Genomic DNA, 26,886 nt, shown 5'->3' with positions numbered 1-26,886 from the left:
CGCCACCAGCCCCAGGCGACCTCCCGCAGGCCGGAGCAGGCCGACGCGGGACCCAAGGCTGGGCGTCGATCGCGCAAGCCCCTCGTCTTCGCCATCATCTTCGTGGTGCTGGTGGTCGGCGGCGGTGCCGGCTGGTACTACCTGCGAAACCCGGCGGATGGGCCTCGCACCGAACAGGAGCGCAGGGTCGCGGACCAGCAGGTCGACCCGGTGCCGCTGACCGCGACCGAGGTCTTCGGCACCGGGACGATTCCCGGTGCCGAAGGCCGGGGACCGTACAAGATCCTCAAGACGCAAACGTCCACCGAGTGCACGGTGGCCGCCGGCGGTGCCATCGCGGAGATCCTGGCGACGGCTGGCTGCACCCAGGTGGTACGGGCCACGTTGATGTCATCCGATGGAGCCCTTGTCATCACGACTGGAGTCTTCAACCTCGAGACCGATCGCAAGGCCGAGGAGGCGTCGGCCGCGATCAAGAGTGCCGTCGATGCAGAGAAGGGCCGGTTCAGCGGTCTGGTAGCGGGTGGTGCGTCGGACATCATCAGCCGTGCCGCCGCGAACGTGGCGTGGGACGTGCGCGGCCACTACCTTGTGTACTGCCTTATCGCGAACGCGGATGGCAGTGCGATTGCGGTTGACGATCCCCGCACTCGACCGGTCCGGAGCGACCTGGTCGAGAGGTACTTCGGTGTGATCCAGAAGCGCGAAACCGGTGCCGGTCCGAGTACCGCTGCCTCGACACGGCCGTCGTGACGACGCAAGTGGGACATACCGCTCGCCCTTGCGGGCCGTCCGGGCTTGGGTCGAACGGGGCCGGACAGTGAATTTCACCTGGTGACACCGCACGTGAGATAATCTCGGCCGTGCCTCTCAGCAAGACGCAACTGATCGCTGTGCTCGGTAATGAGTTGTGGTGCTCAACCCTCAGCCCCACCGTACCCTGGCTGAGCGCCGAACTTCGCGAGCGGATGAAGCGACCGCGAGTCGGTGATCTCGTCGTCGAGTTCTCCGCGGGGCAGCGCGGCGACCCGGATGGCGTTGGATGGCTTCGCGGCATCGAATTCGCGGACGGCCGCGGGGGTGACAGCGTGAACATCGACGGCCGCCGCATTGTCGACGCGTGGATGATCGAGCCGATCGACAAGCCGGGACAGACGATCCGATGGGGCAACGCGACGTTCTTCGCTGTTCCGCTGCAGAGTGCTCGACAGTGGCTGGCCGCATCCTGAGTTGCGGCTGGTTTCGACGCGGTGCAGGACGAGGGATTGACGTAACCGCAGACCTGTCTTGAGCTGGCTGGCCGGCATTCCCCGGCGATGGTGCTGACCAGGACCGGCCTGGGACGATCAACTCCGTGAAGGTGTCGGCCATCCTCTGCAACCCGGCGGAACGCTGTGGCATTCATGAAATGACGGTTCGCGAGCCAATGCGGCCGAGGTTGTTGACCGCAGGTGTGGCCGGAGGGCCATACTTCTTCGTTCCAGGGGTTGCCGGTCGGGCGATGCGCGCTGCCTCGACCGGGTCGGTGACAGACCGCCGAGATGTCATCGTTCGCACCATCGGCCTTCCCGGTTAGCGACTTCCGCGATCGGGCTCGGTGCCGTGCCGGGCTTCGACAAGCGACCCGGGGCCCGGCGTGCTCCGCTGCGGGACGTCCAAGAGGTTCACGGGGAAACCGGCGGCTGGGTCGCCGCCCCACCGGCCGGTCCGCGGCGGCCGGGGCGCGCTGGCCGCGGCGCGTGCTTTCCCGCGGCGCTGGGTACGGTATTGCTGTGTTGTCATCGGAGGTCGTGCTCAGCGGCCGCTACCGCTTGGACGAACGTGTCGCCACCGGCGGCATGGGTGACGTCTGGCGTGGCTCGGACCTGGTCCTCGGCCGTTCGGTCGCGGTGAAGGTGCTGCTGCCGGCGCTGGTCTCCGACCCCGACTTCATCGCCCGGTTCCGGGCCGAGGCGCGGATCATGGCCGCGGTGCGGCACACCGGCATCGTGCAGGTCTTCGACTACGGTGCGGACGAGCTGCCGGACGGCTCCCGGGCCGACTACCTGGTCATGGAGTTCGTCACCGGCCAGCCGCTGTCGAAGCGGATCGAGGCGCTCGGCCGGCTGGACGTGGCCGAGACGATGTCGATCGTGGCCCAGGTCGCCCAGGCGCTGCACGCCGCGCACTCCGGTGGCATCGTGCACCGGGACGTGAAGCCGAGCAACCTGCTGGTGCAGGAGGACGGTTCGGTCGTGCTGGTCGACTTCGGGGTCGCCCGGTCGACCAACGTCACCAGCATCACCAGCACCAACGCGGTGCCCGGCACCGCGCTCTACATGGCTCCCGAGCAGGCCGCCGGCCGCCCGGTCTCCGGCGCCACCGACATCTACGCCCTGGGCGCGGTGGCGTACTGCTGCCTGACCGGCAGCCCGCCGTTCACCGGCGACAATCCCCTGCAGGTGGCCGTGCGGCATCTCGACGACGAGCCGCCGGAGCTGCCGCACGACATCCCGGAGGCGGTCCGCGCCCTGGTCGGGCGTGCCCTGGCCAAGGACCCGACCGACCGGTTCAGCAGCGGCGCGGCGATGGCCGCGGCGGCCCGGGCCGCGGTCTCCGACCCGTCCGCGCCCACCGCGATGGTGCCGCCGGCGGCGGGTGGGCTGCGCAACGCCGGCCCGGACACCCGCACCGACGTGCCGGCGGCCGGCACGGCGGGCGGACGCCGGCGGCGCGGCACCCTGGTCGGCGCGGCAGCGGCGGTGCTGGTCGCGCTCGCCGCGCTCGGCGCGGCGCTGGGCGCGGCCCAGGAGACCAAAGCACCGGCGGTCAACGTGCCGGCGACGATGGTGCCGGCCGCCGTACCGAGCGGTGGCGCCGAGGTGCCCGCGCCGACAGAGCAGCACCCGAACTCGGGTCGGCCGCTCCGGCCCGCCGGTTCCACCTCGAGCCCATCGCCGTCGTCCACCGCGTCCCCGGTCTCGGCTCCGCCGAGCCAGTCGGCAGGCCCGGCATCCCCGGAGCCGACGCCGAGTACGGATCCGGAGCCCACCGGCACGCCGACGTCCACCCCGCCGACCGAGACCGCGTCCCCGACGCCGACCATGGCCCAGACCACACCGCCGGGTCCGAACAACCCGCCGCCCGGCGGGTGAGCTACCCGCGCACAAGAGGCACAAATAGAGAAGCCGCAGGTAGTCGGCGTGCGGACACAAAAATGGAGCACCGTTTAGGAAACCGTTGCTCCATCCCCTGAGCTACGAGGGCGCGAGGGCCTAGTCTCGCGACCTGGGGTTCACCTGGGGTGGCAGGGAGTGACCCACGTTCATGCATGTCACCCGTACCCCTGCCCTCCCAGCCCAGGACCACACCCGGAGCACACGAACCCCGGGGTTGCGACCGGCGATCGGCCGCGGTGACCCGCGTTGGCACGGGTTGACCCGGGTTGGCATCCGCTGGAGAGCACACAGCGAGCACATCATCGATGATCGTCGAGCAATTTACCCCCCGGCCCAAGAGTTCGCCGGCCGGCGGGGTGCGCCGCGGCGCAACCCTCCGCGGGCTTCGGGCGCCCACCGACCCTGCAGCCGGCTCCTGCCCCGAGGTGATCTCGGTCGTCATCTGGCGTCTCTCCCTTGATCGGTTCCCTTGAGGCGAACGTTCCGGCGCTGGCCCAGCATCACCTCATCTGGGCGATCGTGATGCTGCTCATCGCGACGCCACTGGCGGCCCGCCGCCGCTATCCGTTGGCTGCGCTCTGGATCGTCATGGGCACGGCCGCGGCGGTGGCTGTTGTGACCGGCGACCGGGCCACGTTGAGATTCTCGTTCGACGCCTGCGTCATCGCCGCGTACAGCGCCGCGATCTACAGCCCATACCGGCTGCCCACGCTGGCGAGCCAGTCCGCAGCGGCCCTGCTGTACCAGCAGCTCCAGTCATCGTCGGCATTGCCCACCGTCTCCACCGACGCCGTCCCGTTCCTGGTGCTGATTCCGATCGCCATCGCGACCGACGGGCTGCGCAGGTGGCGACGCCGGGCCGAAGAGGAACGCGCGCGGACGGCCGCGCTGGAACGCGAACGGCAGGAGGCGCCGCGCCGCGCGGCCGAACAGGAACGCGCCCGCATGCCCGGGAACTGCACGACGTCGTGACCCACAACGTCAGCATGATGGTCATCCAGGCCGGCGCTGCTCGGAGGGTGATGGCGGCCGACCAGGCGCAGGCCCGCGAGGCGCTGCTCGCGGTCGAGGCCGGCGGCCGGGCGGCAATGTCCGAGCTGCGCCACGTGATGGGGCTGCTGACGATGACCGCCGACGGCCCCGACCCGGCCGGCACCGCCGACCTCGCACCCCAACCCGGCCTCGACCGGCTGGACGCACTCGTCGCCGGCGTACGGGCCAGCGGCGTACCGGTCCAGCTGCGCGTGACCGGGCAGCCCCGTCCCGTGCCCGACGGGATCCAGCTGGCGGCCTACCGGGTGGTGCAGGAGGCGCTGACGAACACCGTCAAACACGCGGCCGGCGCGTCCGCGACCGTCGCCGTCGACTACCGCGCCGACCACCTACGCGTGGAGGTGGTCAACACCAGCGGCGCGGCGCGCGGTCCGGCAGCGACCGGCAGCGGACGCGGGCTGGTCGGACTCCGGGAACGTCTTGCCGTCTACGGTGGAACCCTGCACGCCGAGCCACGCCCCACCGGCGGCTACCGCGTTCACGCACAGATCCCCCTGGAGGCCCCGTGACCCCGCCGCAACGCGTCGTGATCGCTGACGATCAGGCGCTGGTCCGGGCCGGCTTCCGGATGATCCTGACCAGCGACGGCATTGACGTGGTCGCCGAGGCCACCAACGGCAGTGAAGCGGTCGACGCCGTCCGGCGCACCCGCCCCGACGTGGTCCTCATGGACATCCGAATGCCCGAGCTGGACGGCCTGGAGGCCACCCGGCGCATCCTCACCGGCGCCGCCGCCGACCAGCCAAGCGTGATCATGCTGACCACCTTCGACCTCGACGAGTACGTGTACACGGCGCTGACCGCCGGAGCCAGCGGCTTCCTCCTCAAAGACGTCAGCCCCGAACACCTACTCGCCGCCGTCCGGCTGGTCCGCACCGGCGACGCGCTCCTCGCGCCCACGATCACTCGCCGCCTCGTCGAACGGTTCGCCCGCCGCCACCACAGCGAGACGCCCACCATTCCCCGCGACCTGGCCGCCCTGACCGCCCGCGAGCTCGAAGTCCTGCACCTGCTGGCCGAGGGCCTCAACAACGCCGAAATCGCCGACCGACTCACCGTGTCCGAAGCGACCATCAAAACCCATGTGGCCCACATCCTCGCCAAACTCGGGCTCCGCGACCGCGTCCAAGCCGTCGTCCTCGCCTACCAGACAGGACTGATCAACCCGGCAACATCGGCATAGCCCGCCGGCGTCGATCGACAGTACCGAGCCGAGATCGAAGCATTCGGGGGCCGACCCGCTGGCTCTGCGACCGGCGGTCGACGCGGTGACCCGCGTTGGCATTGGTTCACCCGGGTTGGCAGCGGTCCCCAAGCGTCCGCACAGCCGATGAGCGGACACGTTGCGCCGCCTTGAGGAGGTTCAGGCGCGTGCGTCGAACTGGGCGCGGGCTTCGAAGACCCGCTCCATGTGCATCTCCGCCCAGTTCTTGATCGCGATCATGACCGGAAACAGTTCATGGCCGAGCGGGGTGAGTTCGTAGTCGACGCGGACCGGTACCGAGGCCGTGACCGTGCGGGTGACCAAACCGTCGCGCTCCAGCGTGCGCAGGGTCTGAGTGAGCATCTTCTGGCTGACGCCGGCGATGCGGGCGGCGAGTTCGCTGTGCCGCTGCGGGCCGTCGGCGAGGGCCGGGATCACCAGTGCGACCCACTTGTCGGTAAGCCTGCTCAACAGCTCGCGGGTCGGGCACTGTTCCAGGAACGCGTCGTAGTCACGTTTGGCCTGGGCGCGGCGTTGTGCCGCGGTCGTCGTCGCCATCCCGCCCTCCCCGGTGCCCTAGGCACTTCACAGTACCTACTTCCTGACACCGCCCGCTGATTCCTACGGTCTTGGCGATCACGAGAGCCCACCAGGGAGACAGCGATGCGCGCAGTCAGCTATGCACAGTTCGGCGGGCCGGAGGTCCTGCACGTGGCCGACGTGCCGGTGCCCGAGCCGGGGCCGGGGCAGGTACGGGTGCGGGTCGCTGCGTCCGTCGTCCACCCGGTCGACCTGATGATCCGCTCCGGTCGGTTCCCGGCTCCGCTGCCGACCGGCCTGCCGTACACGCCCGGCTGGGATGTGGCCGGCACCGTCGACGCGGTCGACCCGGCAGTCAAGCAGTTCACGATCGGCGACAAGGTCATCGGCTTCTCGCCATGGCTGCAAACCACGGTCGGTGCCCACGCGGAGTACGTGGTGCTCGACGCGGCCTGGCTGACCACCGCACCCGCTGGCGTCCCCGCCACCGAGGCGGCGACCCTGCCGACCAACGGCCTCGCCGCCGCCCAGGCCCTCGACCTGCTCGCGGTCCCGGCGGGTTCAACCGTGCTCGTCACCGGCGCCGCCGGGCAGGTCGGCGGGTTCGTCCTGGCGCTGGCCCGCGCGACCGGCCTGCACGCCACGGGACTCGCCGGAACCGACGACCGTGCGTTCGTGGAGTCGCAGGGCGCGACATTCCTGTCGCGCTCGGACGCCCCGACGGGGACGTTCGACGCGGTCATCGACCTGGCGGTGATCGGCCCCTCGCTGCTCGGCCTCGTCCGCGACGGCGGCGGCTACGTGGCCGCGTCGCCTCCGCTTCGCCCGGAACCGGTGCGGAACATCCGGACCTTCGCGCTGGAGGTGCAACCGGACGGATCGCGGCTGGGCGAACTGGTCGACCTCGTTACCAGCGGCGACATCCCGCTTCGGGTCGCCGGCGTGTATTCCTTCGCCGACGCCGCGGCCGCGCACGACCGGCTGGCCCAAGGCGGCGTCCGCGGCGGCGTGGTGATCGTCCCATGACCCCCAGTCAGACCTCCGCCGTCTCCTGCTGGCTGGGGCCGCACCGCACCTGCTGGGCTGGTTCATGCTGGCCGCCGCCGGCATGCTCGCCGGCGGCCGAGGATCGCATTCACTGAAGGGAACAGCCTCTCCATGCTCAGCTTCGAGATCAACCCGATCGGTACGGTCCGGAACGACAGGACCCATGTCCAGCACAGCGACCACTGGGGCGCCGTCCGCAGCACGATCAGCATCGACGAGCGCTTCGGGGACGCCTGCCTGCAAGGGCTGGAGGGCTTCTCCCACGTCGACGTGCTGTTCATCTTCGACCAGTTCCCGGAGCACGACGACTACCGCGAGCCCCGCCCGAACCGCGGTCGCGCCGACCTCCCGCCCGTCGGCGTCTTCGCCGGTCGCGGTCCCCGCCGACCGAACCGCATCGGGGTGACGTGCTGTGCGATCGAATCCGTACGCGGCCGTGAACTGACGGTGGTCGGCCTCGATGCGGTGTCGGGCACCCCCGTCATCGACCTGAAGCCAACGATGGCCGAGTTCCTGCCGGTGAACGTCCAGCAGCCGGAATGGGTCAGCCACCTGATGTCGGAGTACTTCCAGCCTTAGAGCTCCAACTAATCATGTTGGGCGTGTCCTTCGAGACGTGAGGATCGTTCTGTCCGGACGTGAGGAGGGGTGAGCAGCCGCCGTGGATCGTCTCGGACGAACTCTGGGCCGCGATCGCACCGCTGGTGGCACCCCGTCCGCCCCGGCGGCATCGGGCCGCATGCCCCTCGATGACCGAAAGGCCCTCTAGGTGACGTTTGTTGGGAAGTGGCGGCTGAGGCCGGGTGCGGCGGCGCCGGTGGGGTTGGGCTGCCGGTCGATGTCGGGTTCGAGGTAGATCGCCGTGGCGGTGGGCAGGACCCGGCGGATCCGTGCCTCGGCGTCGTCGATGGTGGCGGCGACGTCGGCTCCCCGGTCGGCGGTGCCGATGGCGATCTTCGCCGCGACGAGGAGTTCGTCGGGGCCGAGGTGCAGGGTGCGCAGGTGGATGACGCGGTCGACGCCGGGGGTGGCGACCAGTTCGGTGTGGATCGCGGTGACCTCTTCGGGCAGGGCGGCCTCGCCGATGAGCAGGCTCTTGGTCTCGACGGCGAGGATGGCGGCGATGGCAACCAGCAGGACGCCGATGCACAGGGTGGCGATGCCGTCGAACAGGGCGTTGCCGGTGAGCACGCTCAGGCCGACGCCGGACATTGCGAAGAGCAGGCCGAGCAGGGCGCCGGCGTCCTCGGGGAGGATCACCGGCAGTTCGGGGGCGCGGGCGTGGCGGACGAAGGAGACCCAGCCCCGCTTGCCGCGGACCTTGTTGGCCTCCTTGACCGCGGTGCGCAGGGCGTAGCCCTCCAAGGCGATCGCGATCAGCAGGACGGCGACGGCGATCAGCGGTGAGGTCAGCTCCTGCGGGTTGCTGATCTTGTGGTAGCCCTCGCAGAGGGCGTAGAGGCCGCCGATGCTGAACAGGATGATCGCGACGATGAACGAGTAGACGTAGCGCTCGCGGGCGTAGCCGAACGGGTGCAGTGCGGTGGGAGCGCGGCGGGCGCGCTTGCCCCCGACGAGCAGCAGCGCCTGGTTGGTGGAGTCCGCGACCGAGTGCACGCCTTCGGCGAGCATCGACGCCGATCCGGTGATGCCTGCGGCGACGAACTTGCTGACCGCGATGCCCCAGGTTCGCCACCAGCGCCGTTACCACAGCCTTGGTACTGCCCTCAGCCGCCATCGGTCCGTTCCCCCTCGTCACATCGTCGGATGGGGTGGTCAGTGTGCCTGTGACACCGGGCCGGCCCCGGGCCGGTGTCTGCCGCTATCACGCTGGCAGCACGCGCCGGCCCGTCCCACAGGGACAGGCCGGGCACACGCTGTTCAGATCAGTGGATCCGGCGGCGGCCGTAGGCGCCGGCGGCGACCGCGACGCCGATCGCGGCGACGGCCACCTGAAGGGCCAACTCGATCCAGTCGATGCCGGCGGTGTCGTCCACGCCGAGAGCACCGGCGACGAGCGTGCCGAGGATCGCGGCGACCACGCCGATGACCAGGGTCAGCCAGATCGGAATGTTTTGCTTACCCGGCACCACCAGGCGGCCGAGAGCGCCGATGATCAGACCGATGATGATGGCGGTGAAGAAGCCGGTAACTTCCACGAGAGCCGTCCCTCCAGAGGTTGTCTGCCGGGGTCACTGTGCCCCTGCGGTCCCGCTGGCGAAACCTTCCCGATAACACGCCGGCACTTCTTCACACACCTGTCATGCAACCGCGGGCCAATCCTGCGCCGCAACGAGATCAACGCGCCGGCGCCTCCCCGGCCTTGATCAGGGACTCGCCTCGTTCTCGCCGGCCTCGTGCTCGTCGCCGCGCTTCGGCGTGGTGCGCAGGCGCACCCGGGTGATGGCCCGCCCGGTCACCTCCGCCACCTCGGCGGACAGGCCGGGCAGCTCGATGACTTCGCCGGGCGTCTTCGGGATGTGGCCGAGGTGCGCGAGGACCAGACCGGCCACCGTGGTGTACTCGCCCACTTCGAGGGTGTGCTCGTCGAGGTCGATGCCCACGTCGGTCAGGTCGTGCAGCGGGAAGCCACCCGGCATCAGCAGCGCCCCGTCCGCCTCCCGGACGACAGCCTGCACGTCCCGGTCGGTCTCGTCGTAGATCTCCCCGACGATCTCCTCGACCAGGTCCTCCATCGTCACGATCCCGTCGATGGAGCCCCGCTCGTCCACGACGAGGGCGAACTGCTGCCGCTGTGCGCGCATCTCCCGGATCGCCTCGGTCACGCGCAACGTCTCCGGCAGATACAACGGCGGGCTGGCCTGCTCGGCGACCGGGCCGTCCCGGTCGAGCAGGTCGCGCATGTGCACCACGCCGACCGTGTCGTCGAGCCCGCCACGGCCCACCACCGGCGCGCGGGTCTGCCCCGACCTGCCCAGCTCCCGTAGCGCCTGCGGTGCCGACAGCGACATCGACAGGGTGACCACCTCGCGGCGCGGGACCAGGATTTCCCGAAGGATCCGCTCGGCCACCTCGAATGCTCCCGAAATGATCATCCGGTGTTCGGGAGTGAGGTTGCGCTGCGCGGCGACCATGTCCCGCAGCTCCTCGGTGGTGACCTCCTCCCGCCGGGCGCGGGGGTCACCACCGGTCAGCCGCACGACCGCGTCGCTGGCTCTGCTCAGCAGCCACACCGCCGGGCGCGAAAACGCCGACAACGCATCGAGGGGACGGGCGACCAGCAGCGCCCAGCCCTCCGCCCGCTGCATCGCGATCCGCTTCGGCGCCAGTTCACCGAACACCAGCGTGACGAAGGTCAACAGGATCGTCACAATGACGATCGCGACCGGCTCCGCTGCCGACCCGAGGAACCCCAGCGGCCTCACCAGCGGTGCCGCGAGGGACACCGCCGCGGCCGCCGAGGCGAGGAACCCGGCCAGGGTGATGCCGATCTGAATGGTGGCCAGGAACCGGTTCGGGTCCCGCGCCAGCTTCGCCAGCACCCGGCCCGCCCGAGAGGTCCGCTCCAGGCGCTGCAGTTGGCTCTCCCGCAGCGACACCAACGCCATCTCGCTGCCCGCGAACATCGCGTTCACCAACACCAACACGAACACCAGCGTGACCTGCACGCCATAGCCGCCCACGGCCTGTTCGACGCCTCCTCGACCGGACCCTCCGGAGCACCAACCGTAGCCGCCCCCGACACCCGCCCATGGTGGTCCGTCCAACATCGGTGGCACTTCCGGCGCCAACCGTGGAACCCGCCGCCAGTGTCGACCCTGACTGCCCCGCCCTGGACCGCTCGCGTGGAGTATCGGGGTTCGTCCTCGCCGGGGCCGTCACCGTCGCCGGGAGTATCCGCCTGGCCTGCCGCGGCGACGCCCTCGCGCCGACCTGACCATCGCCGCCGGCAGCGACCAACGCGGCCTCGCGCTCTTGGAGCGGGGCCTGCTCGGCGCTGACCACCACGAGCGGGTTCTGCTGGCGCAGGGTGCGCCCGAGCGACCACGGCAGGGCGACGACCAGGGCGAGCACGGGCAGATCGACCCCCCGCCCGTCGGCGGTGGCCAGGCCGTAGGCGACGTCCAGCAGCGCGGCGATGCCGACCACCGTCAGCGCGGGCATCGTCCGCGGGGGGTGCGGCGCCCGGCCAGCAGGCTGACCGGGGCTATCACCAGCGGCGCCTGGGCGCGCCGGTCTGCCACCAAGCCCCTCTGGCAGGCCCTGGTCCGCCTGACGCCCCGACTGATCCCGGCCGTGCTGCTCGTGACGCTGCCCGACCTGCTCGGCCAGGTCGTCGGCGGCGGGCGGGATATCACCTTCGTGCACGGCGCCTGGCCATCATCTTCGACGGCCTACGCCCAGAAGGCGCCACCCGCTGCCCCACCCACCGCCAGCCGCTCCTTGACGCCGCCGGACGAGGGCTGACCATGTCTCAGGACGAGCCGGGCCCGACGCCTCGTACCGCTTCGGTGATGGACTGGGCGACCTCGCCGGGCTGGGACACCGCCATCGCGTGGGAGGCGCCGGCGACCTCCCGGACGCCGCGGGCGCCGGCGCGTTCGGCCATGAAACGGTGCGCGGCGACCGGGATGTTGCGGTCCGCGTCACCGAACACGAACCAGGTGGGCAACGACCGCCACGGCGGAGCAGCCGTCGCCAGGCCGTCGCCGAGCGCCTGCTCGGTCACCGCCCGCTGCGTCCGCGCCATCAGCGCCGCCATGTCGTCGGGTACGTCCGCGGCAAACTGCGCGTGGTAGGCGTCCTGGCCGATCGCCACCTCGTTGCCGCCGGTGGCCACCGGATAGGAGACGAGGGTGTCGGCGAGCGTGCTGCCGGGGAACTTTCCGGAGAGCGTGAGCGCCGACTCACCGGTGTCCGGGCAGAACGCGTTGACGTAGACCAGGGCACGCACCGCCGGGTCGTCCGCCGCCGCCTCCGTGATCACCATGCCGCCGTACGAATGGCCGACGAGCACAACCGGACCGCCGATCCCTCGTACCACGTCCCGCACGTAGGCCGCGTCCCCGGCGACGCCGCGCAGCGGGTTGGCGGCGGCCACCACGAAGTAGGCAGGACCGAGCCGCTCGATCACACCGTTCCAGCTCGCCGACTCGGCGAACGCGCCGTGGACGAGGACGACAGCGAGCCTCTGATCCGACACGACGACCAACTCCTTGCCCACGGACGACGTTGTGTGCGTACTGCGCTCGACCTGCACCGGGTCGGCTGATTACCCACGGTGCGACGGTGAAACGGCTGGTGGCCCCGGGCTTCTCGGCGGGTACTGATTGTGATGGCGAAGCTTCTCGGCCAGGCCGTCTGCTGGGCACCTTTCCACCCCATATGACGGCAGGACGCGGCCGCGCGGTCGGGATCGCGTCACCTGGGGGGTGACGTCGAGCGCCGCGTCGTACTCGGGAGCTACCCGACGGTGCTACCGGGAAGTGACGCGGACGCCGAACCGTGAGCCCTACCGTCGCGCTCATGAAGAAGGTTCTCGTCGTTGTCGGCACGGTGTTCGGCCTCTACCTCATCGCACGGGCGCTCGCCGAGCCGTTCGTGATCGACTTCAGCGATCCGGCCAGCTATCGCAACGACTGGGGTGGGCCCAGCCTGGGCGGCGTGCTGGCCGTCCACTGCGGACCGGGCGTGATCTCCGCCGTGCTGATCGGCCGGGCCGTCCGATCGCGCATGCGGGCACGGCGCGGCCGGGCCGACGCGCGAGCGGCTGCTCACCGCAACTGACGGAACAGCGGCGGAGCGCTCGGCAACTGCGACGCCGCGCTCGTCGGGCTGCCGTGGTTCTGCTGCGGCTGACGGTACGAGGTCGCGTTTCAAGGTCCGGTCAGTGCCGCCACGATCGCGTTGACGACGCCCTGCCAGTGACGGCGCTGCTGCTCGCGTTCGGCGGCGTCGGCCAGCCGTTCCTGATGGACCGTCAGCCGCGCCCGCCCCTCGCCCGCAGACGTGACCGCCAGTTGCAGCGTCGTGTCGTGTATCCAGTCGGGCGGCTGCCAGGTGAGCCGGACCCGGTCCAGCTCCCGGAAGCTGCGGGTCTCGCCCCGCACACCGGCCGCGGTCTGGTAGCCCGCGCCGCGCTCCGACAGCACCGTGACGCCGTCGCCCAGCCAGATCGCGATGCCCGCGGGCGAGGTGATGAAGGTCCAGACGTCCTCGACCGGGCGGTCGATCGTCCTGGACACCCCGATCTGCCAGCCGGCGTCGCGGGTGCGCCCGACCTCGGCCCGCCGCCAGCCGGCACTCACCGGGTCACCGCCGCGACCGCGCTGACCTCGACCAGGGCTCCCGCCACGGCCAGCTCGGCCACCCGCGCGACCGGCCCCAACAGCAACGTCTCTGTCATGCCGTCCAGGATGCCCCGCTACCCGGACAGATACCTTCAGGGTATGCAGGGGATCCTCGTCAGATGAGCACGACCAACCGCCGCCTCGAGACGCTCGCCCTGCTGCAGTCGCGCCCGGGCATCTCCGCCACCCAGCTCGCGGCCCGGCTCGGCGTCACCGAGCGCACCGCGCGGCGCGACGTCGCGCACCTGCGCGAGCTCGGCTACCAGATCGACGCCGAGGCCGGCCGGACCGGCGGCTACCGGATCGCGTCCGGCCGCACGATGCCACCACTGCTGCTCGACGCGGACGAGGTGACCGCCGTCGCCCTCGGCCTGCGCGCGGCGGTCGCCGTCGAAGGGTTCGACGCCGCCGCGACCACCGCCCTGGCCAAGCTCACCCAGGTCGTGCCGGCGCGCTGGCGTACCCGGCTCAGCGCCCTCGCCGACGTGCAGGCACCGCCGGGCCGGTCCCGCCGCCGTGCCGGCCGCGACGTGCTGGTCCCGGCCGCGCTCGCCTGCCGGTCCGGTGAGGCCGTCCGGATCCGGCACCGCCGCCACGACACCGCGCCGGCCACCCCGGTCGAGGTGCAGCCGCACCGGCTCGTCACCCTGGGCCGTCACTGGCACCTCGTCGCCTGCCCGCGCGACGCCGAGCGCTGGCGGGTCTACGCCCTCGACCGGATCGACCACGTCCAGCCGCTCGGCACCCGGTTCCCGGTGCCCGAGCCACCCTCCGACGCCGCCGCGTTCGTCGCCGACACGCTCGCCCACGGGCCGTGGCGCCACCGGGTCCGGGTGCGGGTCCACACGTCGGCCGACCTCGTCCGTGATCTGGTGGACCCGAGCGTCGCCACCGTGGTCGACAATGGTGACGGTTGCGAGCTCCACTTCGGCACCGACGACCTCGACTGGGCCGCCCGCTGGCTCATCTACCTCAACCTGGACCTCGACGTCGTCGAACCGGCCACCCTCACCGACCGGTTGCGCACCCTCGGCCGCTGGCTCCTGGACCGGTACTGAGCGCCCGCCACACCCGGCCGACCGGCGATCACGAGGGCGCGGGTGCCGACCTGGGACTGTTCTACACCCTGCTGACCGTCGGCTACGGCGTCCTCGACCGCCACGGATCGGCGATCCGGTCAACCACGATCCGCTTCCTCCCGCCATACGGCGTCACGAGTCCGATCGTCACACGCTGCCCCGCCCACCGGGTCTGAAACCGGTGGTACCCACCGCAACAGGACGCCCCGCCCAGGCGGCCATGCCGCGACCGGTCGGGCCCGGACCCGGTTTGCGCCGGCCGGGGCCGGGAAGGCAGCGGGTTCGAACGGCGCGAGACCCCTCTCGCACCGTGTTCAGAGGGAGGTTGACATGGCTGACCGGACTCGGCTTCACGACCTGCGCCAGCAAGCCCACGACAAGGGCATCCAGGGCAACTCGAAGATGACCGAGGGCCAGTTGCGTCAGGCCATGAAGAAGGTCGACAAGGGCGCCTCGCCGCAGGCCGCCAAGCGGGAGGCCCGGGGCTGACCCGGCCGCGCCGGCGCCAGCACCCGACCCGGGTGCTGGCGCCGCGTCATGCCGGACGCGGCTGAGCGGGCGCTCAGCTCATGGTGGCGAGCAGCTCCCGGCACGCCCGTTCGCAGGCGCGGCAGGCGTCCGCGCAGACGCGGAAGTGCTCGTGCTTGTCCGCGTGCCGGGCACACTCCTCGCCGCAGGACTTGCACGCGGTGGCGCAGGCCTCAGCACGCTGCGGCTGACCCCTGGGCCCCTACCCGCCGGGCCGGCCGGCATGCCCCGTCGGCGTCCCGGTCCCCGACGCGACCCGGCCACCGGTACCGTCCGCGCTACTTGCTGTCGCGCAACGGTCGCGCCGTCGGAGAACCCCCGTATCCTGCCCGTATGCGGCCTGGGCAGGCGGACGGCGCCGAGCTGACGGACGGCGCGCCGGTGGGGGACCGGTCGGTCCCGCTGTGGGCGCACGCGTTCACCGCCGCGACGGCGACCGAGGTACGCCACGCGCTGGTCCGCCACGTCGCGGACGCTGGCCTCGCCGGCGACGACGCCGAGGACTTCGTCCTGGCCGTGCACGAGCTGGTGACCAACGCGGTGCGGCACGGCGGCGGTTCGGGCCGGGTCGAGTTGCTCCGCCAGGAGGACGTGCTGGTGTGCGAGGTGCACGACCACGGCACCGGCACGGACGCCGAAGCGGTGCGGCTGCCCGCGGCGGACGTGCCCGGCGGGCGCGGCCTGTGGCTGGCCCGTGAGCTGACCGGCGGGCTGATGCTCACCCGCCGTCCGGACGGCCTCACCGCCACCGTGAGCGTCTGCCTGACCGGCCCGGACTCCGCTCATCCGGCCGCGCCGGCCAGTGCGGACTCCGCTCATCCGGCCGCGCCGGGCAGTGCGGACTCCGGTCATCCGGCCGATGCCGACCCGGCGGGCCCGGCGCAGCCCTGACCGCACGCCCCGAGGAATGGCGTACCGGCCGGCGGGTAGGCGCCGCCGTGACCGACTGGGGAAGCGTGTTCCGCCCGGACACGCCGCTGCTGGAGATCGTCGCCCGGGGCAGCGTCATGTACCTGTCGCTGTTCGTCCTGCTCCGGGTGATCCTGAAGCGGGAGAGCGGCACCACCGGTGTCACCAACCTGCTGGTCATCGTGCTGCTCGCCGACGCCGCGCAGAACGGCATGGCGGACGACTACCGGTCCGTCACCGACGGCGTGCTCCTGGTGGCGGTGATCATCGGCTGGTCGTACCTGCTGGACGTGGTGGCCTACTGGTGGCCGGCCGCGGCCCGGCTGATCCGGCCGAACTCGCTGGTGCTCGTCCAGGACGGCCGGATCCTGCGCCGCAACCTGCGCCGGGAGTTCATCACCGACGAGGAACTCCACTCCGAGTTGCGGGAGCAGGGCATCGCCGACCTCAGCGAGGTACGCGAGGTCCGGATGGAGCCGGACGGCCAGTTCAGCGTCATCCCGGCCGGCGGGGACAGGCCGCGGAAGAAGTCCCGGCGGAGCCCGGCGGGGTGAGCGGGCACTCGGACCACCTCGCCCCGGACGCGACCACGTCGCGGGTCGGGCGCCGGGGTCAACCCGCTCGGCGGGCGCGCTCCTCGGCCACCAGTTCCCGGGTGGCCGGCACCACCTCGGCCGCGAACCGCTCGGTGGTGGCGGGGTCGTCGGTGGCGAGGATGAAGGCGCTGATGCCGTGTTCGAGGGTCAGTCCGGCGAGGTCCTCCGCCCACTGCTCGGGCGGTCCGTCCAGCAGGGCCCGGCCGGTGTCGGCGAACCGCCCGGCGATGTTCAGCAGCCGGCGTACCGCCGCGGGCTGGCGGTCCGCGGCGGCCGCGGCATCGTCGATGACCCGGTTCGACTCGGCGAGGTCGGCCACCCCGCCCGGCAGGTACGCCAGGCTCGGCAGCCAGCCGTCCGCCAGCCGCCCGGTCAGCCGCAGCATCCGCGGCTTGTACGCGCCCAGCCAGACGTCGATCCGGTGGGCCGGCGCCGGGCCCCGTTTGGCGCCATTCACCTGGTAGTACTCCCCCTTTACCCGGACCGCGCCGGGCTGGTCGGCGGCCCAGGTCGCGCGGATGACCTCGATCGCCTCGGCCAGCGCGCCGATCGCGTCGCCGGGGTCGAGTCGTCGGCCGCCCATGGCCTCGATGGCCTCCCAGAACGCGCCCGCCCCGAGGCCCAGCTCGAACCGGCCGCCGCTGAGCAGGTCGAGGCTGGCCGCGCTGCGGGCGAGCACCGCCGGCTGGCGCAGCGGCAGGTTGATCACGTTGCCGCTGAGATGGACCCGCTCGGTCCGCGCGGCCACGTAGCTCAGCAGGGTCCAGGTGTCGTGGAACCGGGGCTGGTACGGGTGGTCCTGGAAGGTGACCAGGTCGAGCCCGGCGCGATCGGCCAGCACGGCGAGGTCGACGGCCTGCCGGGCGGGCTGTGCGGTGGGCGTGACGAAGGTGCCGAACATCAACTCGTGCCCGTAGTCGGTCATGACGCCATCCTCGCTCGCGGCCCCGACCCGCCGGGCCGGCATGCCGCCCGCTGGGAACGGGTTCCGCGCGGCCCGGGGTTGGCTCGTCGCCCGGGTCCGGCGCCCACTCACCGGTGCGCCCCGCCCGCGCGCCGCCGGCCACCGCCCCAGGTCGGCCTACACTGGGCGGCGTGGGGCGACCAGCATGATCGATGACCAGCGGCCGGACGTGTCGCACGGCCACGTGTGCTGGGCCTACGACGATCCCGGCACCCTGCGCGGGTACGCCGAGGCGTACCTGCTCGCGGGCCTCACGGCCGGCGAACGGGTCTGGTACGTCACGCCGGACGAGCCGGAATCGGTGCTGGCCCGGCTGCGCCGGGTCGGCGCGCTCGCCGACGCGCTGCGCCGCGGCACCGCCGAGGTGGTCCCGCTCGACGCGACGTACGCCGACGGCCGGACCGTCGACCCGGCGAACCAGGTGGCCGCCTACGCCGCCGCCACCGACCGGGCCCTGGCCGCCGGTCACACCGGGCTGCGCGTCGTCGCCGAGGCCACCGCGCTGGTGCGCACCCCGGCGCAGCTCGACGCGTTCGCCCGCTACGAGCACCAGGTCGACCGCTACATGCGGAGCCGGCCGTTCCGCGCGATGTGCGCCTACCACCGGCCCGAGCTGGGCACCCGGGCGGTCGCCGAGCTGGCCAGCCTCCATCCCGAGAGCAACGTCGAGGACCTGCAGTTCCGGCTGTACGCGGTCGCCCCGGGCGAGGGGCACGCCGCGCTCGCCGGCGAGCTGGACCCGTCCCAGCACGAGCTGTTCGGCATCGCCCTGGCGCGGGCCGACCTGCGCCCGACCGAAGGCGAGCTGGTGCTGCGCGCGACCGGCCTGCGATTCCTCGACCACCGCTCGCTGGTGCACCTGGACGAGTACGCGCACCGCCGCTCCGCCACAGCGGTGCTGCGGACCAGCCGCCCCGCCGTGGCCCGGCTGGTCGGCCTGCTGGACCTGCCTCGGCTGCGGGTGGAGGTGACCCGGTGAGGACCGGAGCCGCGGCCGGCCACCAGGGCTACTACCACGAGGCCGTCCGCTACGACAGCGACGACGAACTGCTCGCCGTCCTGCTGCCCTTCCTGATCGGCGGCGCCGAGGCGGGCGAGCCGACCTTCGTCGCGCTGGGCGAGCGCACCGCCGGGCTGGTCCGGTCGGCGTTGCCCCCGGGACTGAAGGTCGAGTTCCTGCCCGGCGGCGACGTGTACGCCCGGCCGACCGCCGCGATCCGGTCCTACCGGCGGCTGCTGGCCGAGCAGGTGGCCAACGGCGCCGGCCAGATCCGGATCGTCGGCGAGCTGCCGCCGATGTCGTTCGGCCCGACCTGGGACTGGTGGGCCCGGTACGAGGCGGCGATCAACCACGCGTACGACGAGTTCCCGCTGTGGAGCATGTGCGCGTACGACAGCCGGATCACCCCGGCGGCGGTGCTGGCCGACGTGGCCCGGACCCACCCCCGGTACGCCACGCCCGACGGCCGGCACGTGCCCAGTCCGGCGTACACCCCACCGGCCCGGTACCTGCTGGAGAACCACCCGGTGGTGCCGGATCCGCTCCAGGCGGCGCCGCCGGCGGTCGAGCTGACCGACCCGACGGCGGCCCAGGCCCGCGCCGCCGTGCACGCCGTCGACCGGGGCCTGCTGCCACTCGACGACGTCGAGGACCTGGTGGTCGCGGTGAGCGAGACGGTCACCAACGCGCAGCGGTACGGCGTTCCCCCGGTCCGGATCCGGCTCTGGCCCGGCGACGACCGGATCGTGGTGACCGTCAGCGACGGCGGCGTCGGGCCCCGGGACCCCTTCGCCGGCCTGCTGCCGGTCGGCGACGGCGACCCGGGCGGCCTCGGCCTGTGGATCACCTACCAGTCCTGCAACCACGTCACCGTGCAGCGTGGCGAGGACGGCTTCACGCTGCGGCTGACCGCCGGCAACCCGCACCACGGCGGCTGACCGCCGCCGGGGTCACCGGAGCGCGGTCAGTTGCCCTGGCGCGACTGGCAGGGCACGCAGAACCGGGCCCAGGGCAGGATCTCCAGCCGGGCGACCGGGATCTCGCCCCCGCACCGCTCGCAGAGGCCGTAGCTGCCCTCGGACATCCGCTGCAGCGCCTGCGCCGTGTCCGCGACCCCCTGCCGGGCGGTCTCCATCAGGCCGCGCAGCGTGTCGGGGTCGTGGCCGCCGTGTTCCGGCTGCCGGCTGTGGATGGTGAGTTCCGCGAGCTGGTCGGTGTAGCTCTGGAACTGCCGCTCCAGAAGGTCACGCAGGGCCTCGGTGCGGTTGCTGACGGTGTCCGTCATGGTCGTGTCTTCCTTTCGGTGGTGCGCGGGATCCCCGGGATCGCCGGGCGGGCCGCGGGGTGGATGCGGGGCGGCCGCCGCGTCGGGCGGCCTGCGGGGTGAGATCGGATGCGACGGGACCGGAGACTTCGGGCCGGAGACGAAACTGCGCGTCGGCCGTCGCGGCAACAGCGCGGCGGCCGGGAAGGGCTGGTCGGTCCGGCGGAGCGTCAGGTCCCGGATCGGCGAGGCGATCCCGTGACCCCGGTCGGCGGACATCCGCCCGGACCGGCGATCACGCGCTTCCGGCGGCCGGCGTCCGGGATCGGCGGCCGACCGGGTGGCGAAGGTGGCACAGCCACCACGCTGGTCGTCATCACCGCCTCCTCGCCGGTCGGGAACACCTCGGACCTCCAGAGTCGGCCGAAAACGACGGCCGGACAGTGCCCACCGTCGGCCAACAACCGGCCCTCAGATTGCCGACCGCCGGACAGGTAGCGGCCCGGCGGCACGCCGCCCGGCCCCGCCTGACGGGCTCAGGAGGCCGGGCCGGGCAGCGGCTGCGCCGGCCAGTCCAGCGCCCGGGCCCCGAAGACCGCGGCCTGGAGGGTGAACCGGTCACCGGGGTCGGTCGGGTCGTGCCCGGTGAGCGACCGGACCCGGGCCAGCCGGTAGGTCACCGTACGGACCGACACGTGCAGCCGGCGGGCTGCCTCGGTGGACACCCCACCGGTGGCGAAGTACGCGTCGAGGGTGTCCAGCAGCGGCTCCGCGCCGCCCCGGCTGCGGCTCAGCGGGCTGAGCACCGCCCGTACCAGGTCGACCATGGCCGGCTGGTCGCGCAGCAGGACACGGTAGATGAGCAGGTCGTGGGCGTCGACGACGGCGGTGTCGGCGTTCAGCCGCTGGGCCATGGTCAGCGCCTCCCGGGCCTCCTCGTAGGAGCGGGCGATGCCGTACAGCCCGGGGTGCGGGCGGCCGACCGCCACCTGCCACGGCCGGCCCCGCGGCAGCCGGTCCAGTTCGGCGTGCATCAACCGGCCCAGGTCAGCGACCGGAGCGCCGCCGGCCGCCCGGTCGGCGGCCACCGCGTCGGCCGGGGCGATCACCACGAGCAGCCCCTCCTTGGTGGCGACCAGCACGTCCCGGTCGCCCAACCGGTCGAAGATGACCGCCTCCAGGGCGCTGATCGCCGCGTCCGTGTCGGGCAGCCGGCGGCGCGGCGCGGCCAGCGCCACCTGGTGCACCCGCGCCAGGTCCAGCCCGAACGGCTCGGCGCGCTCCACCAGCCCGCCGAGGTCCGAGTCGCCGCGCAGCAGGTCGTCGACGAGTTCCCGGCGCAGCGCCTCCTCCCGGCGGACCAGTTCCCGGCGGGCCACCGCGAAGCCCTCGGCCAGGGTGGCCACCGCCGCGTCGACGACGTGCAGCACCGCCTCGGCCGCCGCCCGTACCACCTCGCTGTCGGTGGCGCGCGCCAACTGCGGCGACTGCTGCCACAGCCGGCGCGCCGCGGACAGGTACAGCTGCACCGCGCGACCCGCCGACACGCCCTGTTCGGCGGCCCGCCGGCCCAGCGCGCCGACCGCGTCGAGTTCACCGCGCCGGGGCCGCCGCCCGGTCACCGCGGCCTCCGCCAGCAGCGGCAGGTAGTCGCCGAGCAGCTCCACCGGCACCCCGCCGGCGTCCGCGCTGGCACCCCGCGCGACCTCTGCCAGCCAGGCGTCGTCGTGACCCGCGTCGGCCCACCGTCCCGGGCCGGGCCGCCGGACTGCGCCGGTCATCCACCGACTCCCTCGGACCTGGTCTCGGCGCCCACCGCCGATCCGGGACACCCTAACCCGGCGGCCACCCGCCCGGGCTCAGCGCCGGGACAGCCGGCGGGCCAGCGTGGCCCGCAGCTCGTCCATCCCGGCGCCGGTGAGCGCGGAGACCGCGACCGCGCCCTGGTGCACCCGCAGCAACGCGTCCAGCCACTCGACCGGCGTCATGTCGATCTTGTTGAGCACCAGCAGCTCCGGCACGTCACCGGCGCCGATCTCGTGCAGCACCCCGTGCACCGTGGTGATCTGGTCCAGCGCGTCCGGCGCCGACGCGTCCACCACGTGCAGGGCCAGGTCGGCCCGGCTGACCTCGTCCAGCGTCGAGCGGAACGCGTCGACCAGCTGGTGCGGCAGGTGCCGGACGAAGCCGACCGTGTCGGTGACGGTGAACAGCACGTCGTCGGCGCGTACCCGGCGCACCGTCGGGTCGAGGGTGGCGAACAGCACGTCCTGCACCTGCGCGTCGGCGCCGGTGAGCCGGTTGAGCAGCGCCGACTTGCCGGCGTTGGTGTAGCCGGTGATCGCCACCGAGGGCACCTGGTTGCGGGTCCGCCGCTCCCGGTTGCGCTCCCGGCGGCGGGTCAGCTCGGAGGCGTTGCGGCGCAGCCGCGTGGCGCGCTGGCGCAGCCGGCGCCGCTGGGTCTCCAGCCGCATCTCACCGGGACCGCGCACACCCATGCCGGCGCCGCCGGCCATCCGGCCACCACCGACCCGGGACATCGAGCGCCCGTCGCCGCGCAGCCGGGGCAGCTGGTACGCGATTTGCGCCAGCTCCACCTGGACCCGACCCTCGCTGGTGCGGGCGTGCTCGGCGAAGATGTCCAGGATCAGCGCTGTCCGGTCGACCACCCGCACCCCGACCCGCTCCTCCAGGTTGCGCACCTGGCCCGGGGTCAGCTCGCCGTCGGCGATCACCAGCTCGGCCCCGGTCCGCTCGGCCAGGGCGGCCAACTCGTCGACCTTGCCGGACCCGACGAAGGTGGCCGGGTCGGGGCGTGGCCGGTTCTGCACCACCTCGTCGACCACGGCCAGCCCGTCGGTGTCGGCGAGCCGCCGCAGCTCGGTCAGTGACACCTCGGTGCCGGGGCCGGTGTCACCCGCCTCGTCCTCCCGGTGCACGGCGACGAGCACCGCCGTCGGCCGCCGCGCCGACGTGCCGGCGCCGTTGCCCAGCAACCACGATCCCGCCATCGCGCACCTCGCCTCGCTGCCGTCGGTCACCGATCTACCCGGGAGCGGGCGAAGCATGCCGGAGCCGGCCGGGCGCCGGTGTCGCCGGTCACGACCGACGGACGGCGGCCCCCGCGCGGCGGTACGTTCGGCGGGCGGGCGACGGTCACTTCCTTCGCACCCGGACCACAGCGACGAGGAGGGGCGCGGCCGTGCCGGACGCCGAGGAACTGATCACCGACGCGGTGGCGGCGGCGCGCGGCACCGACGTACGCATCGCCGAACGGCAGCTGGACCGGCTGGTGGTCGGCGCGGGCGCGCCGGACGTCGACGCGGTGCTGCTGCGCCGCCTGGTCCGCCGGTTCGGGCTGCTCGCGACGCGCGGCTGGCAGCCGGTCGACCTGGCCCGGATCGCCACCCGGCGGCTCGGCGCCCGGCCGGCCCGGCTGGCGGTGGACGTGCTCGCCGCCCACCGGCGCGACCAGACCGACCCGGTACCCGGCTGGTGGGACGCCCAGCTCGCCGAGCTGGGGGCGCGGGTGTGGTGGCCGGAGGACGGCCGTTACCTGCCCGACTGGGCGGGCCGCGAGGGGCTGGACCGGATCACCGCGCTCCGCGAGGCGGTGGACGTGCTGGCGATGGCCGAGGGGCTCCCGCCGGTCGCGGTGCTCCGCCCGCCGCCCGGGGTGGCCACCGCCCCGGCCCCGGCCCGCGGTCGCGGCGACGCCGCCTCCCGGATGCTGGAGCGGGTCCGCGCGCTGCTGGCCAAGGCCGAGTCGACCACCTTCCCGGCCGAGGCCGAGGCGTTGACCGGCAAGGCCCAGGAGCTGATCGCCCGGCACAGCGTGGACCAGGCGCTGCTCGCCGCCAGCGCGGACCGCGACGACCTGCCCGGCGGCGTACGACTGAGCACCGACCCCCCGTACGCGGGCGCGAAGGCGTTGCTGGTGCAGGAGGTGGCGGCGGCCAACCGGTGCGAGGCGGTCTGGTCCGACGATCTGGGCTTCACCACCGTGCTGGGCTGGCCGGCCGACCTGGAGGCGGTCGAACTGCTCTACACCTCGCTGCTCGTCCAGGCCACCGCCGCGATGCTGCGGGGCCGGGGTGAGCGCCGGACGCGCACCGCGGGCCGGCGGACCCGTGGCTACGACGAGTCCTTCCTGAACGCCTTCGCCCTGCGGATCGGCGAGCGGCTGCGGGCCGCCACCGAGGACGCGGACCGGCAGGCCGCCGAGACGGCCGGGCCGGACCGGCTGCTGCCGGTGCTCGCCGCCCGCACCGAGGCGGTACGGGAACGCCTCGACACGCTCTTCCCCGGGGTCACCCGGCACCGGCTCACCGTCCGCGACGCCGAGGGCTGGTCGTCGGGCACCTCCGCCGCCGACCGGGCCTCGCTCCGGCCGGGCCCGCCGGCCCGGCCCGCCCGCCAGGTACGCGGCCGCCGGGGCTGACGCCGAAAATTCCTTTCCCGCGGTTGTCGGGTCCGGAGGGTCGGCTCCGACCTACCGGCGAGAAGCGCCACGATGGGCGCGGCATCGACACGAGGAGCACCCGATGAAGTACATGCTGCTGATCTGGAACCGCCCGGGGTTCGCCGAGTCGCTCTCCGAGTCCGAGCGCACCGCGCTCTTCGGCGAGGTCGACGAGATCATGAAGGAGCTGACCGAGTCCGGTGAGCTGGTCGGCGGCCAGGCGCTGGCCGACCCGTCGCAGACCCGCACCGTCCGGCTCGGCGGCGGCCGGCCGGAGGTCACCGACGGCCCGTTCATGGAGAGCAAGGAGCAGTTCGCCGGCTACCTGATGGTGGACTGCGACAGCTTCGAGCGGGCCGTCGAGATCGCCAGCCGTTGGCCGGACGTGCGGCTGGGCGGCGCGCTGGAGGTCCGCCCGGTGATGGACGAGGCCGGGACGGAGATGTGACGGACCGGGCCGTCGAGGACCTGCTGCGCGCCCTCGCGCCGCAGGTCCTCGGCCTGCTCGTGCGCCGGCACGGCCAGTTCGACCGGTGCGAGGACGCCGTCCAGGAGGCCCTGCTCGCCGCCGCCACCCAGTGGCCCGAGCAGGGTGTGCCGGACAATGCCCGGGCCTGGTTGCTGACCGTCGCCACCCGGCGGCTCACCGACGAGTGGCGCAGCGAGCGGGCCCGCCGGGAACGCGAGGTCGCGGTGGCGATCCGCGAGCCGGCGTACGCCGCCGTCGCGCCGCCGGCCGACGCGGAGCCGCCGGCCGAGGACGACACGCTGAAGCTGCTCTTCCTCTGCTGCCACCCGGCGCTGGCCCGCTCGGCCCAGGTGGCGTTGACCCTGCGCGCGGTCGGCGGTCTGACCACGGCGCAGATCGCCCGCGCCCACCTGGTGCCCGAGGCGACCATGAGCCAGCGGATCCGGCGGGCGAAGCAGCGGATCGAGGCCGCCGGGGCCACGTTCACCATGCCGTCGGCGGGCGAGCGGGACGAGCGGCTGCGCAGCGTGCTCCAGGTGCTCTACCTGATCTTCAACGAGGGCTACACCGCGTCCAGCGGCCCGGACCTGCACCGGGCCGAGCTGACCAGCGAGGCGATCCGGCTCACCCGGATCCTGCACCGGCTGCTGCCCGACGACGGCGAGGTGACCGGGTTGCTGGCGCTGATGCTGCTCACCGACGCGCACCGGGCGGCGCGTACCGGGCCGGACGGGGAACTGGTCGCGCTCGCCGAGCAGGACCGCGGCCGGTGGGACCGGGCGGCCATCGAGGAGGGGATCGCCCTGGTCACCGCGGCGCTGACCTGGTCGCCGCCGGGGCCGTACCAGGTGCAGGCGGCGATCGCCGCGGTGCACGCCGAGGCGCCGTCGGCCGAGCAGACCGACTGGCGGCAGATCCTGGCGCTCTACCGGCTGCTGGCCCGGCTGGCGCCGAACCCGATGATCACCCTGAACCAGGCGGTGGCGGTGGCCATGGTGGACGGGCCCCGGGCCGGGCTGGCCCTGCTCGCCCCGCTGGACGCCGACGAGCGCACCGCCGGGCACCACCGGCTCGCCGCCGTCCGCGCCCACCTGCTGGAACTGGCCGGCGAGCCGGCCGCCGCGCGGGCGGCGTACCGGGCGGCGGCGCGGGCGACCACCAGCCGCCCGGAACAGCGCTACCTGGAGCTGCGCGCGGCCCGCCTGACCGCGCCGCCCACCCCGACCACGAAGGAGCGATCGTGAGCACGGTGACCTGCCATATCTCGATGTCCCTGGACGGCTACGTGGCGGGACCCGAGCAGAGCGTCCAGGACCCGCTCGGCAAGGGCGGCATGCGGCTGCACGACTGGGCCTTCCCCGCCGACGGCGAACGGTCCGAGGTGGACGCCCGGGTGCTCGACGAGGTGACCCGCGACGTCGGGGCGTACGTGATGGGACGGCGGATGTTCGGCGGCGGTGACGGGCCGTGGGACGAGTCCTGGCGCGGCTGGTGGGGCGAGGAGCCGCCGTTCCACACACCGGTGTTCGTGCTGACCCACCACCCGCGCGAACCGCTGCCGATGGCCGGCGGCACCGAGTACCGGTTCGTCACCGACGGCATCGAGTCGGCGCTGGCGCAGGCCCGGCAGGCGGCCGGGGACCGCGAGGTGGCGGTCGCCGGCGGCGCCAGCGTCGTGCGGCAGTACCTGGCGGCCGGCCTGCTCGACACGCTCCACCTGCACATCGTGCCGATCATGCTGGGCGCCGGGGAGCGGATCTTCGACGGTGTGGGCGACCCACGGCTGGAGCAGGCGGCGGTGGTCGCCGGCCCGACGGTCGCCCACGTGCGCTACCGGGTACTGCGCTGAGGTGGCCGGCCGGCGTGCGGCGGACGCTGCACGCCGGCCGGTTGCGGTCAGGCCCCGGCCGGCACGACGGCCGGGCAGGTGTCCAGGAACGCCCGGGTGCCGAGGCTGTGGTCGACCACGCTCTCCAGCACCATGGCCCGGACCCGGTGCGGGAACTCCTCGGCGTACTGGGCGCCGAGCAGGGTGCCGTACGAGCTGCCGTGAAAGGTGAGCCGGCGCTCGCCGAGCGCCGCCCGGACGGCGTCCAGGTCCCGTGCCGCGCTGCCGGTGTCGACGTGGTCGAAGAGCGGCCCGGTCCGTTCCGGCAGTCCGCCCGCAGCGCCTCGTTGCCGGCCAGGGTGGCGGCGAACTGGGTCTGGTCGGTGATCACCTGAGGCTGCCGGCCGAGCAGCCGCGCCGAGCAGAGCACCGGGTTGTTCCGTCGGGCGTACCGGAAACGCCGACGCCGCCGGT

At 73.2% G+C, this 26,886-nt stretch carries 32 protein-coding genes and 1 pseudogene; 21 read left to right on the top strand and 12 right to left on the bottom strand.

Translation table 11 applies throughout. The annotated features are described in order from the left end of the window. The first annotated feature begins 102 nt into the window (after positions 1-102). The 6 genes from FHX32_RS12450 to FHX32_RS12430 all read left to right on the top strand — a co-directional run bounded on the left by FHX32_RS12450 (position 103) and on the right by FHX32_RS12430 (position 5,394). Positions 103-753 (top strand): hypothetical protein, encoded by a 651-nt coding sequence (locus tag FHX32_RS12450; protein ID WP_167181177.1) that lies wholly within the window; start codon positions 103-105, stop codon positions 751-753. A gap of 110 nt (positions 754-863) precedes the next feature. Then, the gene (locus FHX32_RS12445; RefSeq protein WP_167181175.1) at positions 864-1,229 is read left to right on the top strand and encodes a hypothetical protein; all 366 of its coding nucleotides are present in this window, start codon (positions 864-866) and stop codon (positions 1,227-1,229) included. Between the two features lie 543 nt (positions 1,230-1,772). Continuing rightward, positions 1,773-3,134 carry a serine/threonine-protein kinase gene (locus FHX32_RS12440; RefSeq protein ID WP_167181173.1) on the top strand — a complete coding sequence of 454 codons (1,362 nt, stop codon included), beginning with the start codon at positions 1,773-1,775 and terminating at the stop codon, positions 3,132-3,134. 543 nt (positions 3,135-3,677) lie between these two features. Continuing rightward, positions 3,678-4,130, top strand: coding sequence for a hypothetical protein (locus tag FHX32_RS35045; protein ID WP_486481020.1), 453 nt, complete (start codon positions 3,678-3,680; stop codon positions 4,128-4,130). A gap of 14 nt (positions 4,131-4,144) precedes the next feature. Then, positions 4,145-4,720, top strand: a complete 576-nt coding sequence (locus tag FHX32_RS35040; RefSeq protein WP_486481019.1) for a sensor histidine kinase — start codon at positions 4,145-4,147, stop codon at positions 4,718-4,720. Further along, entirely contained in the window at positions 4,717-5,394 is a 678-nt protein-coding gene (locus tag FHX32_RS12430; protein ID WP_167181172.1) for a response regulator transcription factor, read from the top strand. The genes FHX32_RS35040 and FHX32_RS12430 overlap by 4 nt, the downstream gene beginning before the upstream one ends. Before the next feature lie 180 nt (positions 5,395-5,574). Here the strand turns inward: FHX32_RS12430 and FHX32_RS12425 are convergent, their stop codons facing one another. After that, positions 5,575-5,973 carry a winged helix-turn-helix transcriptional regulator gene (locus tag FHX32_RS12425; protein WP_167181170.1) on the bottom strand — a complete coding sequence of 133 codons (399 nt, stop codon included), beginning with the start codon at positions 5,971-5,973 and terminating at the stop codon, positions 5,575-5,577. A 105-nt stretch (positions 5,974-6,078) separates the two neighbouring features. Between FHX32_RS12425 and FHX32_RS12420 the strand changes: the two genes are divergently transcribed. Together FHX32_RS12420 and FHX32_RS12415 are read left to right on the top strand one after the other, a co-directional pair. Next, positions 6,079-6,981, top strand: coding sequence for an NADP-dependent oxidoreductase (locus FHX32_RS12420; protein WP_167181168.1), 903 nt, complete (start codon positions 6,079-6,081; stop codon positions 6,979-6,981). 132 nt (positions 6,982-7,113) lie between these two features. Next, the gene (locus FHX32_RS12415; RefSeq protein WP_167181166.1) at positions 7,114-7,581 is read left to right on the top strand and encodes an SAM-dependent methyltransferase; all 468 of its coding nucleotides are present in this window, start codon (positions 7,114-7,116) and stop codon (positions 7,579-7,581) included. A 186-nt stretch (positions 7,582-7,767) separates the two neighbouring features. On the opposite strand, the gene FHX32_RS12410 is transcribed toward FHX32_RS12415, so the two are convergent. From FHX32_RS12410 to FHX32_RS12400, 3 genes are all read right to left on the bottom strand, one after another. Next, entirely contained in the window at positions 7,768-8,634 is an 867-nt protein-coding gene (locus tag FHX32_RS12410) for a cation diffusion facilitator family transporter (protein ID WP_486481018.1), read from the bottom strand. A gap of 254 nt (positions 8,635-8,888) precedes the next feature. Then, complete coding sequence (locus FHX32_RS12405) at positions 8,889-9,161, bottom strand: GlsB/YeaQ/YmgE family stress response membrane protein (RefSeq protein WP_167181164.1); 273 nt, start codon at positions 9,159-9,161, stop codon at positions 8,889-8,891. A 168-nt stretch (positions 9,162-9,329) separates the two neighbouring features. Then, a complete protein-coding gene (locus FHX32_RS12400; RefSeq protein WP_167181162.1) occupies positions 9,330-10,646 on the bottom strand; it encodes a hemolysin family protein in 1,317 nt (438 codons plus the stop codon). Positions 10,647-10,938: 292 nt separating this feature from the next. Here FHX32_RS12400 and FHX32_RS12395 point away from each other — a divergent pair, with 292 nt between their 5' ends. Then, complete coding sequence (locus tag FHX32_RS12395) at positions 10,939-11,430, top strand: hypothetical protein (RefSeq protein ID WP_167181160.1); 492 nt, start codon at positions 10,939-10,941, stop codon at positions 11,428-11,430. Between the two features lie 7 nt (positions 11,431-11,437). Here the strand turns inward: FHX32_RS12395 and FHX32_RS12390 are convergent, their stop codons facing one another. Continuing rightward, positions 11,438-12,166 (bottom strand): alpha/beta fold hydrolase, encoded by a 729-nt coding sequence (locus tag FHX32_RS12390; protein ID WP_167181158.1) that lies wholly within the window; start codon positions 12,164-12,166, stop codon positions 11,438-11,440. 323 nt (positions 12,167-12,489) lie between these two features. Here FHX32_RS12390 and FHX32_RS12385 point away from each other — a divergent pair, with 323 nt between their 5' ends. After that, complete coding sequence (locus FHX32_RS12385) at positions 12,490-12,750, top strand: hypothetical protein (RefSeq protein ID WP_208418054.1); 261 nt, start codon at positions 12,490-12,492, stop codon at positions 12,748-12,750. Positions 12,751-12,839: 89 nt separating this feature from the next. Here the strand turns inward: FHX32_RS12385 and FHX32_RS12380 are convergent, their stop codons facing one another. Then, positions 12,840-13,271, bottom strand: a complete 432-nt coding sequence (locus tag FHX32_RS12380; protein ID WP_167181156.1) for an SRPBCC family protein — start codon at positions 13,269-13,271, stop codon at positions 12,840-12,842. 161 nt (positions 13,272-13,432) lie between these two features. Between FHX32_RS12380 and FHX32_RS12375 the strand changes: the two genes are divergently transcribed. Both FHX32_RS12375 and FHX32_RS12370 read left to right on the top strand, forming a co-directional pair. Beyond that, positions 13,433-14,371 (top strand): HTH domain-containing protein, encoded by a 939-nt coding sequence (locus FHX32_RS12375; protein WP_167181154.1) that lies wholly within the window; start codon positions 13,433-13,435, stop codon positions 14,369-14,371. A gap of 351 nt (positions 14,372-14,722) precedes the next feature. Beyond that, on the top strand, positions 14,723-14,881 hold the full coding sequence (locus FHX32_RS12370; protein WP_167181152.1) for a hypothetical protein: 159 nt from the start codon (positions 14,723-14,725) through the stop codon (positions 14,879-14,881). 73 nt (positions 14,882-14,954) lie between these two features. On the opposite strand, the pseudogene FHX32_RS12365 reads toward FHX32_RS12370, so the two are convergent. Further along, positions 14,955-15,092: pseudogene (locus FHX32_RS12365) on the bottom strand (four-helix bundle copper-binding protein); the annotation flags it as partial. A 161-nt stretch (positions 15,093-15,253) separates the two neighbouring features. Between FHX32_RS12365 and FHX32_RS12360 the strand changes: the two are divergent. Both FHX32_RS12360 and FHX32_RS12355 read left to right on the top strand, forming a co-directional pair. Further along, a complete protein-coding gene (locus tag FHX32_RS12360; protein ID WP_208418053.1) occupies positions 15,254-15,811 on the top strand; it encodes an ATP-binding protein in 558 nt (185 codons plus the stop codon). A gap of 47 nt (positions 15,812-15,858) precedes the next feature. After that, the gene (locus FHX32_RS12355; RefSeq protein WP_167181150.1) at positions 15,859-16,383 is read left to right on the top strand and encodes a YetF domain-containing protein; all 525 of its coding nucleotides are present in this window, start codon (positions 15,859-15,861) and stop codon (positions 16,381-16,383) included. A gap of 58 nt (positions 16,384-16,441) precedes the next feature. On the opposite strand, the gene FHX32_RS12350 is transcribed toward FHX32_RS12355, so the two are convergent. Continuing rightward, positions 16,442-17,350, bottom strand: a complete 909-nt coding sequence (locus tag FHX32_RS12350; RefSeq protein ID WP_167181148.1) for an LLM class flavin-dependent oxidoreductase — start codon at positions 17,348-17,350, stop codon at positions 16,442-16,444. Positions 17,351-17,534: 184 nt separating this feature from the next. Between FHX32_RS12350 and FHX32_RS35035 the strand changes: the two genes are divergently transcribed. Both FHX32_RS35035 and FHX32_RS35030 read left to right on the top strand, forming a co-directional pair. Next, positions 17,535-18,368 carry an MEDS domain-containing protein gene (locus FHX32_RS35035; protein ID WP_167181146.1) on the top strand — a complete coding sequence of 278 codons (834 nt, stop codon included), beginning with the start codon at positions 17,535-17,537 and terminating at the stop codon, positions 18,366-18,368. Beyond that, complete coding sequence (locus tag FHX32_RS35030; protein ID WP_167181144.1) at positions 18,365-19,327, top strand: sensor histidine kinase; 963 nt, start codon at positions 18,365-18,367, stop codon at positions 19,325-19,327. The genes FHX32_RS35035 and FHX32_RS35030 overlap by 4 nt, the downstream gene beginning before the upstream one ends. 26 nt (positions 19,328-19,353) lie before the next feature. On the opposite strand, the gene FHX32_RS12335 is transcribed toward FHX32_RS35030, so the two are convergent. The 3 genes from FHX32_RS12335 to hflX all read right to left on the bottom strand — a co-directional run bounded on the left by FHX32_RS12335 (position 19,354) and on the right by hflX (position 22,664). After that, on the bottom strand, positions 19,354-19,674 hold the full coding sequence (locus FHX32_RS12335) for a TraR/DksA family transcriptional regulator (protein WP_167181142.1): 321 nt from the start codon (positions 19,672-19,674) through the stop codon (positions 19,354-19,356). Between the two features lie 515 nt (positions 19,675-20,189). Beyond that, the gene (locus FHX32_RS12330; protein WP_167181141.1) at positions 20,190-21,434 is read right to left on the bottom strand and encodes a helix-turn-helix domain-containing protein; all 1,245 of its coding nucleotides are present in this window, start codon (positions 21,432-21,434) and stop codon (positions 20,190-20,192) included. Positions 21,435-21,512: 78 nt separating this feature from the next. Beyond that, complete coding sequence (gene hflX / locus FHX32_RS12325; protein WP_167181139.1) at positions 21,513-22,664, bottom strand: GTPase HflX; 1,152 nt, start codon at positions 22,662-22,664, stop codon at positions 21,513-21,515. Positions 22,665-22,855: 191 nt separating this feature from the next. On the opposite strand from hflX, the gene FHX32_RS12320 reads away from it, so the two are divergent. The 4 genes from FHX32_RS12320 to FHX32_RS12305 all read left to right on the top strand — a co-directional run bounded on the left by FHX32_RS12320 (position 22,856) and on the right by FHX32_RS12305 (position 26,433). Further along, positions 22,856-24,094: a DUF2786 domain-containing protein gene (locus FHX32_RS12320; RefSeq protein WP_167181137.1), complete on the top strand. Its 1,239-nt coding sequence runs from the start codon at positions 22,856-22,858 to the stop codon at positions 24,092-24,094. Between the two features lie 103 nt (positions 24,095-24,197). After that, positions 24,198-24,563 carry a YciI family protein gene (locus FHX32_RS12315; RefSeq protein ID WP_167181134.1) on the top strand — a complete coding sequence of 122 codons (366 nt, stop codon included), beginning with the start codon at positions 24,198-24,200 and terminating at the stop codon, positions 24,561-24,563. Then, positions 24,560-25,828 (top strand): sigma-70 family RNA polymerase sigma factor, encoded by a 1,269-nt coding sequence (locus tag FHX32_RS12310; protein ID WP_167181132.1) that lies wholly within the window; start codon positions 24,560-24,562, stop codon positions 25,826-25,828. Before FHX32_RS12315 ends, FHX32_RS12310 begins: the two co-directional genes overlap by 4 nt. Continuing rightward, a complete protein-coding gene (locus FHX32_RS12305) occupies positions 25,825-26,433 on the top strand; it encodes a dihydrofolate reductase family protein (RefSeq protein ID WP_167181130.1) in 609 nt (202 codons plus the stop codon). Before FHX32_RS12310 ends, FHX32_RS12305 begins: the two co-directional genes overlap by 4 nt. Before the next feature lie 47 nt (positions 26,434-26,480). On the opposite strand, the gene FHX32_RS35025 is transcribed toward FHX32_RS12305, so the two are convergent. Next, positions 26,481-26,681: an alpha/beta fold hydrolase gene (locus FHX32_RS35025; protein ID WP_486481101.1), complete on the bottom strand. Its 201-nt coding sequence runs from the start codon at positions 26,679-26,681 to the stop codon at positions 26,481-26,483. Between FHX32_RS35025 and FHX32_RS35020 the strand changes: the two genes are divergently transcribed. Further along, positions 26,634-26,807: a hypothetical protein gene (locus FHX32_RS35020; protein ID WP_486481017.1), complete on the top strand. Its 174-nt coding sequence runs from the start codon at positions 26,634-26,636 to the stop codon at positions 26,805-26,807. The genes FHX32_RS35025 and FHX32_RS35020 overlap by 48 nt on opposite strands. Positions 26,808-26,886: the final 79 nt, after the last annotated feature.

It is taken from the genome of Micromonospora sp. CNZ280 (assembly GCF_011759515.1).
This window is presented reverse-complemented; position numbering and strand designations above follow the sequence as displayed.

What these genes read in the sequence shown, in the direction of transcription:
- FHX32_RS35040 (WP_486481019.1), top strand. Translation starts at nt 4,145, where the DNA reads ATGATGGTCATCCAGGCCGGCGCTGCTCGGAGGGTGATGGCGGCCGAC.
- FHX32_RS35035 (WP_167181146.1), top strand. Translation starts at nt 17,535, where the DNA reads ATGATCGATGACCAGCGGCCGGACGTGTCGCACGGCCACGTGTGCTGG.
- FHX32_RS12420 (WP_167181168.1), top strand. Translation starts at nt 6,079, where the DNA reads ATGCGCGCAGTCAGCTATGCACAGTTCGGCGGGCCGGAGGTCCTGCAC.
- FHX32_RS12415 (WP_167181166.1), top strand. Translation starts at nt 7,114, where the DNA reads ATGCTCAGCTTCGAGATCAACCCGATCGGTACGGTCCGGAACGACAGG.
- FHX32_RS12360 (WP_208418053.1), top strand. Translation starts at nt 15,254, where the DNA reads ATGCGGCCTGGGCAGGCGGACGGCGCCGAGCTGACGGACGGCGCGCCG.
- FHX32_RS12330 (WP_167181141.1), bottom strand. Translation starts at nt 21,434, where the DNA reads ATGACCGGCGCAGTCCGGCGGCCCGGCCCGGGACGGTGGGCCGACGCG.
- FHX32_RS12370 (WP_167181152.1), top strand. Translation starts at nt 14,723, where the DNA reads ATGGCTGACCGGACTCGGCTTCACGACCTGCGCCAGCAAGCCCACGAC.
- FHX32_RS12315 (WP_167181134.1), top strand. Translation starts at nt 24,198, where the DNA reads ATGAAGTACATGCTGCTGATCTGGAACCGCCCGGGGTTCGCCGAGTCG.
- FHX32_RS12375 (WP_167181154.1), top strand. Translation starts at nt 13,433, where the DNA reads ATGAGCACGACCAACCGCCGCCTCGAGACGCTCGCCCTGCTGCAGTCG.
- FHX32_RS12410 (WP_486481018.1), bottom strand. Translation starts at nt 8,634, where the DNA reads ATGCTCGCCGAAGGCGTGCACTCGGTCGCGGACTCCACCAACCAGGCG.
- FHX32_RS12335 (WP_167181142.1), bottom strand. Translation starts at nt 19,674, where the DNA reads ATGACGGACACCGTCAGCAACCGCACCGAGGCCCTGCGTGACCTTCTG.
- hflX (WP_167181139.1), bottom strand. Translation starts at nt 22,664, where the DNA reads ATGGCGGGATCGTGGTTGCTGGGCAACGGCGCCGGCACGTCGGCGCGG.
- FHX32_RS12385 (WP_208418054.1), top strand. Translation starts at nt 12,490, where the DNA reads ATGAAGAAGGTTCTCGTCGTTGTCGGCACGGTGTTCGGCCTCTACCTC.
- FHX32_RS12425 (WP_167181170.1), bottom strand. Translation starts at nt 5,973, where the DNA reads ATGGCGACGACGACCGCGGCACAACGCCGCGCCCAGGCCAAACGTGAC.
- FHX32_RS12350 (WP_167181148.1), bottom strand. Translation starts at nt 17,350, where the DNA reads ATGACCGACTACGGGCACGAGTTGATGTTCGGCACCTTCGTCACGCCC.